General features: G+C 62.7%; 19 protein-coding genes. 14 read left to right on the top strand and 5 right to left on the bottom strand.

Annotation, left to right across the window (positions count from 1 at the left end):
* Positions 1-23 precede the first annotated feature (23 nt).
* Entirely contained in the window at positions 24-1,622 is a 1,599-nt protein-coding gene (locus BMF35_RS04640) for an alkaline phosphatase D family protein (RefSeq protein WP_047007107.1), read from the bottom strand.
* Positions 1,623-1,995: 373 nt separating this feature from the next.
* Between BMF35_RS04640 and BMF35_RS13930 the strand changes: the two genes are divergently transcribed.
* The 9 genes from BMF35_RS13930 to BMF35_RS04600 all read left to right on the top strand — a co-directional run bounded on the left by BMF35_RS13930 (position 1,996) and on the right by BMF35_RS04600 (position 7,099).
* Positions 1,996-2,127: a hypothetical protein gene (locus BMF35_RS13930; protein ID WP_257786338.1), complete on the top strand. Its 132-nt coding sequence runs from the start codon at positions 1,996-1,998 to the stop codon at positions 2,125-2,127.
* A 23-nt stretch (positions 2,128-2,150) separates the two neighbouring features.
* Positions 2,151-2,678 (top strand): DUF2975 domain-containing protein, encoded by a 528-nt coding sequence (locus tag BMF35_RS04635; RefSeq protein WP_047007106.1) that lies wholly within the window; start codon positions 2,151-2,153, stop codon positions 2,676-2,678.
* On the top strand, positions 2,678-3,265 hold the full coding sequence (locus tag BMF35_RS04630) for a DUF2975 domain-containing protein (RefSeq protein ID WP_052766067.1): 588 nt from the start codon (positions 2,678-2,680) through the stop codon (positions 3,263-3,265). The genes BMF35_RS04635 and BMF35_RS04630 overlap by 1 nt, the downstream gene beginning before the upstream one ends.
* Positions 3,265-3,489: a helix-turn-helix domain-containing protein gene (locus BMF35_RS04625; RefSeq protein ID WP_047007105.1), complete on the top strand. Its 225-nt coding sequence runs from the start codon at positions 3,265-3,267 to the stop codon at positions 3,487-3,489. The genes BMF35_RS04630 and BMF35_RS04625 overlap by 1 nt, the downstream gene beginning before the upstream one ends.
* A 90-nt stretch (positions 3,490-3,579) precedes the next feature.
* A complete protein-coding gene (locus BMF35_RS04620) occupies positions 3,580-4,776 on the top strand; it encodes a hypothetical protein (RefSeq protein WP_156172142.1) in 1,197 nt (398 codons plus the stop codon).
* 14 nt (positions 4,777-4,790) lie between these two features.
* Entirely contained in the window at positions 4,791-5,144 is a 354-nt protein-coding gene (locus BMF35_RS04615) for a hypothetical protein (RefSeq protein ID WP_047007103.1), read from the top strand.
* A 293-nt stretch (positions 5,145-5,437) separates the two neighbouring features.
* On the top strand, positions 5,438-5,953 hold the full coding sequence (gene rplJ, locus BMF35_RS04610; protein ID WP_047007102.1) for a 50S ribosomal protein L10: 516 nt from the start codon (positions 5,438-5,440) through the stop codon (positions 5,951-5,953).
* A 74-nt stretch (positions 5,954-6,027) separates the two neighbouring features.
* Positions 6,028-6,405, top strand: coding sequence for a 50S ribosomal protein L7/L12 (rplL, locus tag BMF35_RS04605; protein WP_047007101.1), 378 nt, complete (start codon positions 6,028-6,030; stop codon positions 6,403-6,405).
* A 136-nt stretch (positions 6,406-6,541) separates the two neighbouring features.
* Entirely contained in the window at positions 6,542-7,099 is a 558-nt protein-coding gene (locus BMF35_RS04600; protein WP_047007100.1) for a hypothetical protein, read from the top strand.
* Positions 7,100-7,152: 53 nt separating this feature from the next.
* Here the strand turns inward: BMF35_RS04600 and BMF35_RS04595 are convergent, their stop codons facing one another.
* The gene (locus tag BMF35_RS04595; RefSeq protein WP_047007099.1) at positions 7,153-8,127 is read right to left on the bottom strand and encodes a hypothetical protein; all 975 of its coding nucleotides are present in this window, start codon (positions 8,125-8,127) and stop codon (positions 7,153-7,155) included.
* Between the two features lie 104 nt (positions 8,128-8,231).
* Here BMF35_RS04595 and BMF35_RS04590 point away from each other — a divergent pair, with 104 nt between their 5' ends.
* The gene (locus BMF35_RS04590) at positions 8,232-8,606 is read left to right on the top strand and encodes an STAS/SEC14 domain-containing protein (protein WP_047007098.1); all 375 of its coding nucleotides are present in this window, start codon (positions 8,232-8,234) and stop codon (positions 8,604-8,606) included.
* Positions 8,607-8,613: 7 nt separating this feature from the next.
* Here the strand turns inward: BMF35_RS04590 and BMF35_RS04585 are convergent, their stop codons facing one another.
* Positions 8,614-9,006: a c-type cytochrome gene (locus BMF35_RS04585; protein WP_052766066.1), complete on the bottom strand. Its 393-nt coding sequence runs from the start codon at positions 9,004-9,006 to the stop codon at positions 8,614-8,616.
* 166 nt (positions 9,007-9,172) lie between these two features.
* On the opposite strand from BMF35_RS04585, the gene BMF35_RS04580 reads away from it, so the two are divergent.
* From BMF35_RS04580 to BMF35_RS04565, 4 genes are all read left to right on the top strand, one after another.
* Positions 9,173-10,570 carry an MATE family efflux transporter gene (locus tag BMF35_RS04580; RefSeq protein ID WP_047007623.1) on the top strand — a complete coding sequence of 466 codons (1,398 nt, stop codon included), beginning with the start codon at positions 9,173-9,175 and terminating at the stop codon, positions 10,568-10,570.
* Positions 10,571-10,733: 163 nt separating this feature from the next.
* Positions 10,734-11,021, top strand: a complete 288-nt coding sequence (gene groES, locus BMF35_RS04575; protein WP_047007622.1) for a co-chaperone GroES — start codon at positions 10,734-10,736, stop codon at positions 11,019-11,021.
* Between the two features lie 59 nt (positions 11,022-11,080).
* Entirely contained in the window at positions 11,081-12,733 is a 1,653-nt protein-coding gene (groL, locus tag BMF35_RS04570) for a chaperonin GroEL (protein WP_047007097.1), read from the top strand.
* Between the two features lie 138 nt (positions 12,734-12,871).
* Entirely contained in the window at positions 12,872-14,341 is a 1,470-nt protein-coding gene (locus tag BMF35_RS04565; protein ID WP_047007096.1) for an NADP-dependent isocitrate dehydrogenase, read from the top strand.
* Between the two features lie 6 nt (positions 14,342-14,347).
* Here the strand turns inward: BMF35_RS04565 and BMF35_RS04560 are convergent, their stop codons facing one another.
* Entirely contained in the window at positions 14,348-15,094 is a 747-nt protein-coding gene (locus BMF35_RS04560) for a MauE/DoxX family redox-associated membrane protein (protein WP_047007095.1), read from the bottom strand.
* Positions 15,091-15,369, bottom strand: a complete 279-nt coding sequence (locus BMF35_RS04555; RefSeq protein WP_047007094.1) for a metal-sensitive transcriptional regulator — start codon at positions 15,367-15,369, stop codon at positions 15,091-15,093. The genes BMF35_RS04560 and BMF35_RS04555 overlap by 4 nt, the downstream gene beginning before the upstream one ends.
* Positions 15,370-15,421: the final 52 nt, after the last annotated feature.

Genomic DNA, 15,421 nt, shown 5'->3' with positions numbered 1-15,421 from the left:
CGCCTGAACCTCGGCCATCGCACTTAATCCAGATGAAGGCGCGCACTGCCCGTTTCGACTGTCGCCACCTTGGCACTGCGCATCGTGCCGCCGCGCTCCGTCACCTTGTCGAGCACGCGGAAATCGGTTTGCCACCGCTCTTTGGTGACATCGCATAGGGCGAAGCCGCGCTGGGCATTGTGCCATTTGAACTGCAGGTTCTCGGCGGCGCGGGCAATCGTATCCTCGCGCTGCTCTACCCCGTCGCCATTGGACGTGATGGAGGTGGTGACGAATTCGGGCGCAATCGGCTCGGCGCCGGGATCGCGCCCGTCGAGATGCAGCTCTCCGGCAAAGTTCTGGTGCTCGTCGCCCGTCAGCACGACGGGGTTCTTGCCCCGCAAATCGCGCAGCGTTTCCAGCAGGCGGGCACGCGGCGCACGGTAACCGCCCCAGCTATCGGGATTGACGAGGTACCCCTCGCCCGGCTGGCGATCGAGATCCATCATCATCACCTGCTGCGCCAGCACCTGCCACGTCGCTTCGCTGGAGCGGAGCCTCTCGTCCAGCCAATCCGCCTGTGCGGCGCCCAGCACTTGGGCGTCCTGGCGCGCGATCTCGGCGCAATCGGCCTGCCACCCGTCGCCGCAAGGCTGGTCGCTGCGATATTGCCGCGTGTCGAGCAGGTTGAGGTCCAGCAGGTCGCCATAGCGTGCCTGCCGATACAGGCGCATGCTCGGCCCTATGGGCAGCGAAGAGGCGCGCAGCGGCATGTTCTCGTAATAGGCCTGCATCGCCATTTGCTGGCGCAGGCGAAAGATCGCCGGCGGCACCTCGTCCTGGTCGAGATGCGAGACCCAGTTGTTGTCGATCTCGTGATCGTCCCACGTGACGAACCACGGCGCGGCGGCATGGGCGGCCTGCAGGTCGGCATCCATCTTGTATTCGGCATAGCGGCGGCGGTAATCGTCGATCGAATACAGCTCGTCGCCCGTGACCTGGCGCGGATTTTCGCGCGGGCCGTCGGCGGAATTCCAGATGCGCCGCCCGCGCCCCTCATAGATATAGTCGCCATAGCAGAACACGAGATCGGGCTGCTCTTCGGCGAGGAAGCGATGGGCGGTGTAATAGCCGTGCTCGTAATTCTGGCAGCCGGCGATGGCGAAGCGCACGCGGTCGACCGAGGCGCCCGGGGCCGGAGCGGTCATCGCGCGGCCGCGCATCGAGCGCTCCTGCCCCGCCGAGAAGCGATACCAGTAGGGACGGCCGGGTAGCAGGCCGGACACTTCGGCATGCACGCTATGGCCAAGCTCGGGCCGCGCCAGCGCCGTGCCGGACTGCACGATCTCGCGCATCCCCTCATCCGCAGCCACTTCCCAGCGCACCTCCACCGCGGCGGCAGGCATGCCATGGCCGTATTCCAGCGGGGATGGCGCCAGCCGCGTCCACAGCACGAACCCGTCCGCCGCGGCCTCGCCCGAGGCGACGCCCAGCTGGAAGGGGTAATCGCGGAAGATCGCCTGCGCCATCAGCGGCGTCGCCGAAAGCTTCAGGCCGAACAATGCGGCCGCCGCGCCGCCAAACCCGCGCAGCAGGTTGCGGCGCGACATAGCGAGGCGGGCGGTTTCGATGCGGGTGGTCATAATGTCTCCGTCAGGGCGTGGGGGGCCTGTGCGCCCGCTTTGTTGCATGAGTGTGGCGCTGCGCAAGCGCTGCTTTCCTACAGGCAGGATGATCGAGCATGGCGGCAGGCCACGATCTCATCTGCGAGAGGAAGGGCGAAATGCGATCTGTTTCGGCAAAGTGTCAACTTCGCAAATCGGGCGACAACCATCTGACAGAATGGGAAAAAGTGAGCCGGACGACGCCGCACCGCGTGTCAACTGTGTCAACTTCGAGAGCCGCGATGTAGCGACTTTCGATACCTCACATATCGTTTTTCAATATTATCGATTGACAATATGGAGCGACTCGGACATATTGATTTTCAATAAGCCACTACAAGGAGATCGATAAATGTCCCGTTTCATCACCCAATCCGCCGCAGCCTTGCTCGCCATCGTCATCATGGCCGGCAGCTTCTCCGCCATTACCTCCGTGCCCGCGGAAGCTCCGCTCGCCGTCGCCAGCGCGCCGCAGCTGGCTTGAGCAGAAAGGCAAGGGAGAACGCCATGACAAGTTTCAAGAAAGATCCGCTCCTGCCGCTCGCAGAGGCCATTATCTGGTTCATGCTTGGCATCATCGCCTTCGCCGGCGTCGTCGTCCTCATCTGCGCTCCGGCAGTGGTGATTTTCGGCGGCGAGTTCGTCAACGCGCTGGAGCTTGAAGACCTGCCGATGACGCTGCGCATCTGGATCGCGATCATGCTGCTCGCCGTTGCCGGGCTGCTCTATCTCGGCTGGCGCTTCTTCCGCGCCATGCAGGCGATCGTCCGCAGCGTCGGCTATGGCGACCCGTTCATTTCCGAAAACGCCGACCGCCTTACCGAAATGGCGTGGCTGTTCCTCGCTCTCAATGTTCTGAGCGTGCCTGTCGCCGCGCTGGGCATTTATATCGCGCGAACTGCGGGCGAAGCACCGGGCACGATGGATGCGGGCTTCGATCTGGGCAACCTGCTGACGATTCTCATCCTCTTCATCCTGGCGCGCGTGTTCCGCAAGGGCACCGCAATGCGCGAAGACCTGGAAGGGACCGTGTGATGCCTGCTGACCTGAACCATCAATCAAAGGACGTTTCCATGGCGAATCGTGTGAAAGATCCGTTGCTCGTCGTCGGCAAGGTGCTTGCTTCGACACTCAAGACCCTGTCTGCGCTGGCGGGCGGTATTTTTCTCCTGCTGATCCCGATTGCCGTCTTAGTCAGCCAAGGTGTCATCACAGGTTTTCTCGATGGACCCGACCGTCCGATCATCGTGATGCATCCCGTGCCGGGCATCACCCTGGCGTTTGTCCTCGCACTGTTTTGCACGGCCCTATTCCTGTTCTTCGGTCGGTTGCGCGCACTTATCGGAAGCGTCGCTGACGGCGACCCGTTCACTCCGGAAAACGCACGCCGCCTAACGCTTATGGCGTGGTTGGCTCTCGGCGTGCAGGTTCTGGCCACGGCGGTTGCAATGCTGCGCGAGCACCTCGCGAGCCTCGCGCTTGATGTCCCTGCCCGCGGATTTTTTCTCGACTGGGGTCGCGAGGATATCGTGGGGATGATGATGGTCATCGTCCTCTTCATCCTGGCCCGCGTGTTCAAGCACGGCGCAGCCATGCGCGAAGACCTGGAAGGGACCGTGTGATGCCTGCTGACGAAGGAACCAATATCGTGATCAAGCTCGACGACCTGCTGCACGAACGACGCATGACGCTGACCGAACTGGCAGAGCGTGTCGGCCTCACCCTTGCCAACCTGTCCATTCTCAAGACCGGCAAGGCCAAGGCCATCCGCTTCTCCACGCTGGAGGCGATCTGCCGGGAACTGGAATGCCAGCCGGGCGACCTGCTGGGGTATCGCGAGAGTTGACGAGTAACCTCCTCGCCTCGCGCCACAAGTTCAGCACCGCACCGGGCGACTGCGTTGTCCGGTGCGGCCGCGTGCTGTAGGGTGGCGTCCATGACGCTTTGCCGAACGATGGTCATGGCGATCGCCGGTTTCTCATTGCTTTCCTGCGGAGACGATGACGGCGCGGCAGTGCCCGATCCGGTGGCAAGCGAGAGCCCGCCCGGTTCCCCGCCTGCGGTCACAGCCGCGATCCCGCGCCTTTCCAGCGGCCCGCATTGGGGGATGATTGCGGGCTTCGACCCCTTGGACGCCGCGCGCGCCGCAAAGGCGGATGCGCGGTTTGCGGAGGCGAAGGATGCGGGGTTGACGCTGGGCCGTATCCAGATCGACTGGAGCGATCTGGAGACTGCGCCCGGCGAATATGACGGCGATATGCTCGCAGAGGCGCTCGCCGACCCGCGACTGGACGGCCTTAATGTCTTCGTCACGCTATCGACGCTCGACACGGACGGCCTCACTCTGCCCGATTACCTGCTGTCGGATGGGGAGCTGCGGCAGGGGCTGACCATGGCCTCGCCCGAAGTCGTCGATGCCTTTACCGCCATGCTCGACTGGCTGGCTCCCCAACTGCTTGCGGAGGACGTGTGGGGCTTGTCACTCGGCAATGAAGTCGACGTGCCTATTGGTGACGGACTGGTGGGACAGGAAGCGGCCCGGCAGTTTTTCGTCGCCGGAATGAGCCATTGGAACACAACCACGCCCGACATAGCCGTCACCCTCACGCTCACGCCCGCTGCCATCGAAAGCACGCCGAACCTCGTGGCGGCGGCGCGCGGCCAGTCCGACATTGTCACTTACAACCTCTATTGCCTCAATCCCGACCTGACGGTGAACGATGCGGCGGGTTGGCAAGCCGATCTGGACGCGATCAAGACTGCCGCAGGCGACCGCGAGGTGTTCATCCAGGAACTCGGATGCCCGGCAGGGTATGATGGCGGCGGCGGCATTGGCGGCACGCCAGCCACGCAGGCGCAATTCATCGATTTTATGGGCGATGCCTTCGCCACCAATCCGCAGTTGCGCGCGGCGACGGTCTTCCAGCTTTATGACTGGTCCCCGGAACTTGCGAGCCAGTTTGCCCGCCCGCTCCGCGATGCCGATGAGCCGGTCATCGCCGACCGGTTGCAGGAATGGCTCACGACCGTGGGTCTGCTGCGCTGGTCCGATAGTGCGCCGAGGCCGGGCTGGACGGGCTTTCTCGCGCAATTGCAGGCGCTCGAAGCTGCGCGTGACGGGGAGGAAGAATGAAATAAGGCGGAACTATGGCAGGAACCACTGGTTCTTATACTAACGCCGCGCAGTTTCGCGCGGTCTATGAGGAAGATACCATGAAAAAGCTGACACTTTTGATCGCCGCGCCCGCCCTGTTCGCCCTCGCGGCTTGTGACAGCCAGCGCGAAGAGATCGCCGAAGAGCAGGACGATGTCGCCGAGGCCGAAGCCGAAGTGATGGATGCGCATGCCGGCATGGCCGAAGAGCGTTCCGAACTTGCCGAAGAGCGCGCCGATGTCGCCGAGGCTCGCGGGGACGATGTGACTGCCGCCGAAATGGAAGAAGAAGCCAGGGAAATGGAGCAGCACGCAAACGAGCTGGAAAACTCCGCCGACGAGATCTGATCTTACCGGCATAACGACTTGACTATCAGGGCGGGTCCGCTATTGGCCCGCCCCGACTGCTTTCGAGCAGTCATCCGTCCGAGACAGTTGGTGGGCCGAATTGTCTGCCCTTAATGTCCAGCCTAGACGGGGAAAAGAGTTTCAGCGCGGCCCATCGCGGCCTCGCCATCGGTGTGATGTGTCACGCCTCTCCTTCCCCAGACACGGACTTTTGCGGCGCGGCATGAGCCACGTCGCGATGTGAGCCGGTCGTCCGCACCAATACGCGGTCGGCCATAGTGAAGGAGTACGGCATGGATCGTTCGCAGAAAATCGAATCGGTTGCCCAGCTCAATGCAGCTTTCCAAGAGGTTGGCGTGGTGGTTGTCACCCGCAATCTCGGCATGACGGTGGACCAGTCCACCGAATTGCGCGCGAAGATGCGTGAAGCAGGCGCAACCTACAAGGTCGCGAAGAACCGTCTCGCCAAGCTCGCTCTGAAAGACACCGATTACACGGGGCTCGAGGAATACCTCACCGGTCCCGTCGGTCTGGCCTGGTCGGAAGACCCGGTCGCAGCTGCAAAGGCTGCTGTCGAATTTGCCAAGGCAAACGACAAGCTGGAAATCGTCGGTGGCTCGATGGGCACGCAGGTTCTCGACGATGCAGGGATCAAGGCGCTTGCCTCGATGCCGAGCCTCGACGAACTGCGCGGCACGATCGTTGGCCTTGTCAACGCCCCGGCGACCAAGATCGCCCAGGTTGTCAATGCACCCGCTGCCAAGCTTGCCCGTGTCTTCGGTGCCTATGGCGCCAAGGACGCGGCGTAACAGACGCTTCCTCGATTTCGAGACGAAACATACTCGGGGCGATTTGAAAGCCCCTTATTTTGGAGTGAACCATCATGGCTGATATTGCCAAGCTTGTTGAAGAACTGTCGTCGCTGACCGTCATGGAAGCGGCTGAACTTGCCAAGGCACTGGAAGAAGAGTGGGGCGTGAGCGCCGCTGCTGCTGTTGCCGTTGCCGGCCCCGCCGGTGGCGGTGCTGGTGAAGCTGCTGCCGAAGAAAAGGACGAATTCGACGTCGTCCTGACCGGCGACGGTGGCAAGAAGATCCAGGTGATCAAGGAAGTCCGCGCCATCACCGGCCTGGGCCTGACCGAAGCCAAGGCTCTGGTCGAAGGCGCACCGAAGCCGCTGAAGGAAGGCGTCAACAAGGCAGAAGCCGAAGAGATCAAGGGCAAGATCGAAGCAGCCGGCGGTACCGTCGAGCTGAAGTAAGCGCATCGCTTGCACTTCGATCCGCTAGCCGGATCACCAAGGGGGCGTCACCAGCGATGGTGGCGCCCTTTTGCTGTCCTACAGGCGCCGTTCATGTTCACAGGCGTTAGCTTGCGGCAGAAAAAGGGGAGATATCATGTTGATTCTGATACCTGCGCTGGCTCTCACCGCCAATGTCGAAGCGCCGATCGAACTTTGCTCGGACTACGCAGCAACCGACGAATCGTTCACGCTCGATGTATGCGACGAGGCGTTACAAGGCGACGTCGCTTATTCCGCAACAATTCGTGCCAGCCTCAATCCAGAGCCGGCGGTTCGGCAGGTCACAATCTTTCGCCATGACGGACAATGGTTCGTCCGCGCAACAGGCTATCGCTGGGAACCCGGCACCTCTCTTGTAAGCACCCGCCGCAACGAACTGCCTATTTCGGCTGACGATGCCGCGCTTATCGAGGCGCAGCTTGGCGCTGTAGCACTCTCGAATTTGGCCGCGCAGCCATATTACGGCGATGACGACAGGATCTGCACCGATGGCGCGAATTTCGAGCTGGCCGCAGCGATCGATGGCCAGCGCCATACGGCGCGGCAACACAGCTGCGCTGGCAACACCCAACTGACAGAAATCACTGCCCTGTTTCTCGACATCGCCATCAGGTACGATAACGGGTTCGAAGGGTATCTCGGCGGGCTATAGGACGCTGGGTTTGTTTACGGGTGCGGCCAGCATTTTGCTGGCCGACAGCTGCATCAATGCCCTTCGTGACCACCATGCCCCTCATGGTCGCCATGCCCGTCCGATCCATGCTCGCTCATCGCGGCGACGCGGGCGCGCTGTTCTTCGGTCAGCGTGGTCTGCCAGACCCCGTCGAAATGCGCCCACGCCCGTTCGCCCGCGCGATTGACCGCTTGCGGACCCTCGCCCAACGCGCCGCGCACCATGTTGGCGCCTTCCTCGCAGGCCGCTGCGATGGTGCGGTTCTGGCGGCGGGAGGTATCGGCGATCCACAGCGTGCCGTTCTGCGCCTCGCAGCCGCCTTCGGTCGCAAGGTTCAGCCCGCGCGCAGCCTCCTCGCTCGCGCCATGCCAATAGCTGTGGGGCAGCCCCAGCTTCAGATAAGGCAGCGTACGGTTGTAATCGGCATAGATTCCGTCGGGATTGTCCAGCGTGACCCACGCATGCACCATGGCCAGCCGACCGCGCATGTCGCCATTGTTGCGATAATTGTCGTCAAGCCAGCGATTGGCGAGCCAGCGGATGATCGGGCGCTCCTCGGTCGCAGCGTCGATCGCGGCGACGAAATCGTGAACATGCCAGCGATCTCGCGATCCGGCGAAGCCTTGCGGCACGGGCTCGCCCTCGCCCAAGCGAACAACGAAAGCGACGCCGGTCAGCACCATTTCGCCGTCGATCTCGGTGTACATGAGATTGTTCGGACGGCTGAAATCCAGCGCGTCGCCGTGCACGTAATCGGGCGCGTTGCTGTTGTGATAATGGCGACCCATCAGCGGCTCGTCATCGCCGAAGGGCTCCCACCCGTCGCGCTCGGCCGCCCGAAAATCGCGATAACGCTCGACCGCCGCGCGCACTTCTTCCAGTTGGGCGGCCTCGCTTGTGGGCCGGTAATGGTCCACGACAGGCGCGGGCGGCGGCGGCGTGCTGGCACAGGCGGCGAGGGCGAGGCAAGCGGAAGCGGCGGCGAGCGAAAGGGTTTTTGCATGCATGATGCAACGATCTACCGCGCAGCGGCTTTCACGTTGCTGACCGTCCAGGAAGGCAATGATACATGGATAACCAAGGTTTAACCCGGTTCTGCTAGTTTGCTTGCATGGAACACCTTAAGCCTTGGCACGAGCTCGCGCTCGATACAGAACATCGCGAAGTGCACTTCACGCTCGGCGGGTTTTTTACGCTAGACGAAATGAAGTCGTTTGTCCGCGAGATGGACCAGCTTGCGCTCACGCTGATCACCACCGGGCCGACCATGAAAGGGCTGGGAGACTTGCGCAATCTTGTGCCGCAACGGGCGGAGGTGGCCGAATTCACGCGGTCGCATCTGGTCACCGCGCAGAAGGCCGGCCTGACACATGTGGCAATCATGGCACCGCCGCTGGTGCGGATGCAGTATCGCAGGCTGAGCGAAGGGCTGGAAGTCGGCTTTTTCGACGACAAGCCTGAAGCGCTCGCGTGGCTGCGCGGCTAGACGCGCCTCACAGCGTATTCAGGTAGTCGACCACTCCGCGGGCTTCGGCTTCGTCGAGGCCGGTTGCAGGCATGGAGCCGCCCGGCACCACGGCATTCGGATTGACGAGATAGCGGACGAGTGTGTCTTCGTCCCACACGATACCGCTGGATGCGAGGGCCGCAGAGTAATTTGCGCCTTCCACGCCCCCCGCCGTGCGCCCGACGATACCCGCCAAATGGGGGCCGACACCATATTGGCCCGCTTCCGCGGCGTGACACGCGGTGCAATTGTTGAAGGCGCGTGGAGGAGAAGAGGCGTCTGCCACTTGCGCTTCCCCGCCGCCCCGGCCATCGCCTGCCTCGGGTGAGCCGCATGCGGTAAGACTGGCGGCAAAAGCCAAGGCGAGCGGAAAGCGCATAGACGAAGGCTCCTGAATATCCTGCGTCACTTCCTATGCTGCGTCCGGCCCGCCGCGCAAGCCTTGTTGCGGCAGGGACGCAGCTCGCGGCAAAGCGACCCCGCTTTCAAGCTGCGTGTTTCGCACGCCACGCCAGCCGCCTATCAGCCGCTTTCCGGAAAAGGTCATGCAACACGCTGCGCACACGCAGGCGCCCGGCTGGAAAGCCGAGATGCGCGAAACGCTCCGCCTGGCGGGGCCGCTGGCGCTCGCCAATCTGCTGCAAATGCTGACCTACGCGATCGATGTCATCTTCATCGCGCGGCTCGGCTCGCAAGAGCTGGCGGCATCGGCGCTGGCCGTCGCACTGTTCGGGCTGATCGTGTGGTCGCTGCAGGCGCTGACAGGAGCGGTAGCCCCAATCATGGCGGCAGAGATCGGCGCGCGCGGACCGGCGCTCCGACCGGTGCGCCGCGCCATGCGGATGGCGCTGTGGCTGTCGCTGGCGGTGTCGGTGGTCGGAATTGCGCTGTGCCTGCTGATCGGCCCGATTTCGCGCGCGACCGGCCAAGATCTAGCCATCACCGCTTTTGCCACATCCTACATGTGGGTGCTGGTGTGGAGCCTGCCGCTGATGGTGATTACGGGCGTCCAACGCAGTTTCGTGGCGACTTTGGGCAGGCCGATTTTCGCGACTGCCATCACGGCCGTCGGTATCCTTATCAATGCAGCCGCCAATTACGCATTCATCTTCGGCAATTGGGGCGCGCCCGCGCTGGGGCTTCCCGGCGCAGCAGTGGCGACGTTTTCCACCTCCGTCGCCATCGTCGCCATGTATGCGCTGGCCATCCGGCTCGATCCGCGACTGCACCGCTACCGCATCATGGGCTTTTTCTGGCGACCGGACTGGCAGCGCCTTGCAGAAATCGTGCGTATCGGCACGCCCATCGCCATCACCGTGCTGGCGGAGGCTGGGGTGTTCGGCGCGGCGGCATTCATCATGGGCCGCATCGGCGCGCTGGAGCTGGCCGCGCATACGCTGGCGATCAACCTTGCCGCTTTTGCCTTCCAGGTGCCCTTCGGCGTGGGGCAGGCAGCGACCATTCGCGTGGGCTATTTCTACGGCGCGCGGGATGCGGGCGGCATGGGCCGCGCGGGCTGGATGGGTATCGCCATCGGCACCGGCTTCATGGCGCTGAGCGGGCTGGCCATGATCGTCGCGCCCGAATTGCTGCTGTCCGCCTATATCGATGTCAGCGCGCCCGAGAATGCGGCGCTGGTGAGCACCGCCAGCGCGCTGTTGCTGGTGGCCGCCGCTTTCGCCTTGTCGGATGCGGTGCAGTCGGTCGCGGCAGGAGCGCTTCGCGGGCTGAAGGACACGCGCATCCCGATGTGGATCGCGATCTTTTCATACTGGGTGCCCGGCTTCGGTCTTGCCATGTGGCTGGGGCTTGCCACATCGCTGGGCGCGAGCGGTGTGTGGATCGGCCTTGCGACCGGCCTGACCGTCGCCGCCGCGTTGCTGCTGTGGCGCTGGAAAACGCGCGAGAGGCTCGGCCTCACACAGCGGTCCGGCGAGCGCTGAAACGCTTCGACGGACCCCGAGACCGCGTCGGCGAACACGCGCGAACTTTTCCTGCAAAATCCCATTGACTCTGCATGAACGCGCACCCATCTGCGCGCCACTGGCACTCTCGCACGGAGAGTGCCAATCACGTTCAACAACCACAATGGAAGAGGTCATACATATGGCACTGCGTCCACTGCACGACCGCGTACTGGTCCGCCGCATCGAAGCCGAGGAAAAGACGGCTGGCGGCATCATCATCCCCGATAGCGCCAAGGAAAAGCCGAGCGAAGGCGAAGTCGTCTCCGTCGGCAATGGCGCCCGCGCTGAGGATGGCACCGTTACTCCGCTCGACGTGAAGGCCGGCGACCGCGTGCTGTTCGGCAAATGGTCCGGCACCGAGGTCAAGGTCGACGGTGAAGACCTGATCATCATGAAGGAAAGCGACATCATGGGCGTGCTGGCCTGATCGGCCAACACGCTTTCCACGCTTACCACATCTGAATATCGCAAAGAGGAATACGAAACATGGCATCCAAGGACGTAAAGTTCGGCCGCGATGCGCGCGAGCGCATCCTCAAGGGCGTCGACACGCTCGCCAATGCCGTCAAGGTTACGCTCGGCCCCAAGGGCCGCAATGTCGTGCTCGACAAGAGCTTCGGCGCGCCCCGTATCACCAAGGACGGTGTGACCGTCGCCAAGGACATCGAACTGAAGGACAAGTTCGAGAACATGGGCGCGCAGATGCTGCGCGAAGTCGCCAGCAAGGCGAACGATGCTGCCGGTGACGGCACCACCACCGCCACGGTTCTGGCGCAGGCCATCGTGCGCGAAGGCATGACCGCCGTCGCCGCAGGCATGAACCCGATGGACCTGAAGCGCGGCATCGATCTGGCCGTGACCAAGGTCGTTGCAGACCTGCAGGGCCGTTCGAAGGACGTGTCCGGTTCGGACGAGATCGCCCAGGTCGGCATCATCTCGGCCAATGGCGACCGTGAAGTCGGCGAGAAGATCGCCGAAGCCATGGAAAAGGTCGGCAAGGAAGGCGTGATCACCGTGGAAGAGGCCAAGGGTCTCGAATTCGAACTCGATGTCGTCGAAGGCATGCAGTTCGACCGCGGCTACCTTTCGCCCTACTTCGTCACCAATCCGGAGAAGATGACGGTCGAGCTGGAAAACCCCTACATCCTGATCCACGAAAAGAAGCTGTCCAACCTGCAGGCCATGCTGCCTGTGCTGGAAGCCGTGGTGCAGGCCGGGCGTCCGCTGCTCATCATCGCTGAAGATATCGAAGGCGAAGCGCTGGCCACCCTCGTAGTCAACAAGCTGCGCGGCGGCCTGAAGGTTGCAGCGGTAAAGGCACCGGGCTTCGGCGATCGTCGCAAGGCCATGCTACAGGATATCTCCATCCTGACGAATGGCGAGATGATCAGCGAAGACCTGGGCATCAAGCTGGAGAACGTTGGTCTCTCCATGCTGGGTGAAGCCAAGACCGTTACCATCGACAAGGACAACACGACCATCGTCGATGGCGCAGGTGCCGGCGATGCCATCAAGGCCCGCGTCGAGCAGATCCGTGCCCAGATCGAGACGACTTCGTCCGATTACGACAAGGAAAAGCTGCAGGAACGCCTGGCCAAGCTGGCCGGCGGTGTGGCCGTGATCAAGGTCGGCGGTGCTTCCGAAGTGGAAGTGAAGGAGCGCAAGGATCGTGTGGACGATGCCCTGCACGCCACCCGCGCTGCCGTGGAAGAAGGTATCGTCCCCGGCGGCGGTACGGCGCTGCTCTACGCTACGAAGGCTCTGGAAGGCCTGGCCGGCGAGAACAACGACCAGACCCGCGGTGTGGAAATCGTGCGTCAGGCCATCATGGCACCGGCTCGCCAGATTGCCAGCAATGCCGGCCATGACGGCGCTGTCGTGACGGGCAACCTGCTGCGCGAAGGCGACGAAACGCAGGGCTTCAACGCTGCTACGGACACTTACGAAAACCTCGTGAGCGCCGGTGTTGTCGACCCGACCAAGGTCGTGCGTACCGCCCTGCAGGATGCAGCGTCGGTTGCCGGCCTGCTGATCACTACCGAAGCGGCTATCTCGGAAATTCCCGAAGACAAGCCTGCCGGTGGCGGCATGCCCGATATGGGCGGCATGGGCGGCATGGGCGGAATGGGCGGCTTCTAAAGCGCTCTCCGTTCTACCAACAGAAATTGGCCCGGCAGGAGCGATCCTGCCGGGCCTTTTCTTTGTCTGCGAGCGGACTCGCTCGCCCCACCAAAGGAAAGGATTGGCGTTACCGCGCCGCCTCTGTATGCGCATCCCATGACCGAAACAGTTTCCAGTGATACCACCCGCCTGCCCATCGTAGCCGTCGCCGCAGGTGACGGGATCGGCCTCGAAATTACCGCTGCTGCCATGCGCGTCATGGAAGCCGCAGGGGCCCGTTTCGACACCCGCGAAATCGCGCTGGGCGAAGCGCTTTACAAAAGCGGTCACTCCTCTGGCATCGGCCCCGATACGTGGGACACGCTGGCAGAGGCCGATGCGCTGTTCAAAGGGCCTATCACCACGCCGCTCGGCTCAGGCTACAAGTCGCTGAACGTCACGCTGCGCAAGACGCTGGGCCTGTTTGCCAATGTGCGGCCCTGCCGTTCGCTGCACCCCGCCGTTTCCACCCTGCATCCCGAGCTCGACATCGTGATCGTGCGAGAAAACGAGGAAGACCTTTATGCAGGGATCGAGCACCGCCAGACGCATGAAGTCTACCAGACGCTGAAGCTCGTCAGCCGTCCCGGGACCGAGCGGATCATCCGCTACGCCTTCGACTATTGCCGCGCCAATGGGCGCAAGAAGCTGACCTGCTTCACCAAGTCGAACATCATGAAGCTGACCGACGGGCTGATGCAGAATGTGTTCGAGGAGATCGGGAAGGAATATCCCGACATCGAGCAGCACCACATGATCATCGACATTGCCTCGGCCCGCCTCGCCGCACGGCCGCAGGATTTCGACGTCATCGTCACCAGCAACCTTTATGGCGATATCGTATCCGACATTGCTGCCGAACTGACCGGCTCGGTCGGCCTTGGCGCATCGGCTAATATCGGCGCGGGCATTTCGATGTTCGAGGCGATCCACGGCTCCGCGCCCGACATTGCCGGACAGAAGATTGCCAACCCGTCCGGCCTGATCCTGGCGGGCGTGATGATGCTCAACCATCTCGGCCAGGGCGAAGTCGCCGGCAAGATCCACAATGCGTGGCTCAAGACCATCGAGGATGGGCTGCACACTGGCGACATCTACCGCGACAAGACCTCGAAGGAGCAATTGGGCACGCAGGATTTTGCCGACGCGGTCATCGCGCGCCTTGGCCAGCAGCCGCAACATTTCGCAGCTGTCGATTACACCGCGGGCAGCGCGGTCGAAGTCGCACCGCATAACCGCGTGGATGGCGATGCCGGTTCGCGCAAGCTGGTGGGTGTCGATGTCTTTGTGATGAGCCGCAAGTCGCCGCAGGATCTTGCCGAGCAGCTGCAGCAGGCGAGTACCGACGGCGCAGAGCTGAAGATGCTCACCAATCGCGGCATCATGGTGTGGCCGTCGCACAATCCGGCGACCTTCTGTACCGATCACTGGCGTTGCCGCTTCCAGTTCGAAGGCGGCGCGCCGACGAACCGCGATATCGTGGATTTGCTGGGCGCGCTGACCGATGCCGATGCTGACATCATCAAGACCGAGCATCTCTACGAATTCGACGGCCAGCCCGGCTATTCGCTCGGCCAGGGCCAGTAGGGCGCGTCAGACCAGCAAGGTCGGCTTGGCCAGCATCCAGACGGCCATGCCGATCATGAACAGGTTTTCCGTCAGCGAGACGAAGCCCAGCGGCACATTGCTGTCGCCGCCCACGCAGGCGCATTTGAGCTCGCGCTTGTCGAGATAGACCGCCTTGAAGACGCTTGCCGCGCCGATCGTGCCGATGGTGAGCGCCACCGGAATCGACAGCCACGGCAGGATGTGCGCCGTCATCAGCACCCCTGCCAGCCCTTCGGCCCATGGGTATACATAGCCATAGGGCACCCATCGCTTCGCCAGCAGGTCGTAATTGAGGAACATGGTCGAGAAGCTCTCGATATCGCGGAGCTTGAGATAGGCGAGAACACACATGGAGAAGCTGACGAACCATTCGGCGCTTAGGATGCTGACCGGTTCGCCCGTCGCCACCCATGCAGCGCCCAGCGCCATCAGCGCCGTCATCGCGAACAGGATGGCCACCGGCCAGTAGGTCGTGCCGCCACTGTCCACCGGATTGCCGAAATGCGCGCGTAGATCGGTGTAGCCACCGATCCGCTCATCCCCGATCCAGCTCTGCGGCGTGGTGTTTACGCCGTGCTTCTGCTTGAAAGCGTCGGTCTGCTCGCGCGTGGTGAGGTGGCAATCCTCCACCGTATAGCCCTTGCTTTCCAGCAGCCATTTGGATTTCACACCATAGGGGCAGACATGTTTGTCCATCACCATGCGATAGAGAGTGGCGGTCTTTTTGCTCATCGCCGCGACCTCTCGAGCAGATCGATTAGTTCGCCGAACTTCTCGCGCTGCTCGGCCTCGTCGCCTGACGCGATGGCTTGCGACACGCACGAATTGGCGTGGTTCTTCAGCACTGCACTTTCCACTTTGGCGAGCGCGGATTTGATCGCTTGCAACTGGGTAAGCACGTCGATGCAATAACGGTCGCTCTCGATCATGCGGGCGACGCCCTGCACCTGCCCGGCAATGCGGTTCAGCCTTTTGATCGTATCGCCATTCGGCGTCGTCTGGTCCATCGTGCAGTCCTGCTTGCAATACCCCCAGGGGGTATCTAGGTAGGCCGCCCAG

The organism is Aurantiacibacter gangjinensis, from assembly GCF_001886695.1.
Taxonomy (GTDB): domain Bacteria; phylum Pseudomonadota; class Alphaproteobacteria; order Sphingomonadales; family Sphingomonadaceae; genus Alteraurantiacibacter; species Alteraurantiacibacter gangjinensis.
This window is presented reverse-complemented; position numbering and strand designations above follow the sequence as displayed.

What these genes read in the sequence shown, in the direction of transcription:
- BMF35_RS04640 (WP_047007107.1), bottom strand. Translation starts at nt 1,622, where the DNA reads ATGACCACCCGCATCGAAACCGCCCGCCTCGCTATGTCGCGCCGCAAC.
- BMF35_RS13930 (WP_257786338.1), top strand. Translation starts at nt 1,996, where the DNA reads ATGTCCCGTTTCATCACCCAATCCGCCGCAGCCTTGCTCGCCATCGTC.
- BMF35_RS04635 (WP_047007106.1), top strand. Translation starts at nt 2,151, where the DNA reads ATGACAAGTTTCAAGAAAGATCCGCTCCTGCCGCTCGCAGAGGCCATT.
- BMF35_RS04630 (WP_052766067.1), top strand. Translation starts at nt 2,678, where the DNA reads ATGCCTGCTGACCTGAACCATCAATCAAAGGACGTTTCCATGGCGAAT.
- BMF35_RS04625 (WP_047007105.1), top strand. Translation starts at nt 3,265, where the DNA reads ATGCCTGCTGACGAAGGAACCAATATCGTGATCAAGCTCGACGACCTG.
- BMF35_RS04620 (WP_156172142.1), top strand. Translation starts at nt 3,580, where the DNA reads ATGACGCTTTGCCGAACGATGGTCATGGCGATCGCCGGTTTCTCATTG.
- BMF35_RS04615 (WP_047007103.1), top strand. Translation starts at nt 4,791, where the DNA reads ATGGCAGGAACCACTGGTTCTTATACTAACGCCGCGCAGTTTCGCGCG.
- rplJ (WP_047007102.1), top strand. Translation starts at nt 5,438, where the DNA reads ATGGATCGTTCGCAGAAAATCGAATCGGTTGCCCAGCTCAATGCAGCT.
- rplL (WP_047007101.1), top strand. Translation starts at nt 6,028, where the DNA reads ATGGCTGATATTGCCAAGCTTGTTGAAGAACTGTCGTCGCTGACCGTC.
- BMF35_RS04600 (WP_047007100.1), top strand. Translation starts at nt 6,542, where the DNA reads ATGTTGATTCTGATACCTGCGCTGGCTCTCACCGCCAATGTCGAAGCG.
- BMF35_RS04595 (WP_047007099.1), bottom strand. Translation starts at nt 8,127, where the DNA reads ATGCATGCAAAAACCCTTTCGCTCGCCGCCGCTTCCGCTTGCCTCGCC.
- BMF35_RS04590 (WP_047007098.1), top strand. Translation starts at nt 8,232, where the DNA reads ATGGAACACCTTAAGCCTTGGCACGAGCTCGCGCTCGATACAGAACAT.
- BMF35_RS04585 (WP_052766066.1), bottom strand. Translation starts at nt 9,006, where the DNA reads ATGCGCTTTCCGCTCGCCTTGGCTTTTGCCGCCAGTCTTACCGCATGC.
- BMF35_RS04580 (WP_047007623.1), top strand. Translation starts at nt 9,173, where the DNA reads ATGCAACACGCTGCGCACACGCAGGCGCCCGGCTGGAAAGCCGAGATG.
- groES (WP_047007622.1), top strand. Translation starts at nt 10,734, where the DNA reads ATGGCACTGCGTCCACTGCACGACCGCGTACTGGTCCGCCGCATCGAA.
- groL (WP_047007097.1), top strand. Translation starts at nt 11,081, where the DNA reads ATGGCATCCAAGGACGTAAAGTTCGGCCGCGATGCGCGCGAGCGCATC.
- BMF35_RS04565 (WP_047007096.1), top strand. Translation starts at nt 12,872, where the DNA reads ATGACCGAAACAGTTTCCAGTGATACCACCCGCCTGCCCATCGTAGCC.
- BMF35_RS04560 (WP_047007095.1), bottom strand. Translation starts at nt 15,094, where the DNA reads ATGAGCAAAAAGACCGCCACTCTCTATCGCATGGTGATGGACAAACAT.
- BMF35_RS04555 (WP_047007094.1), bottom strand. Translation starts at nt 15,369, where the DNA reads ATGGACCAGACGACGCCGAATGGCGATACGATCAAAAGGCTGAACCGC.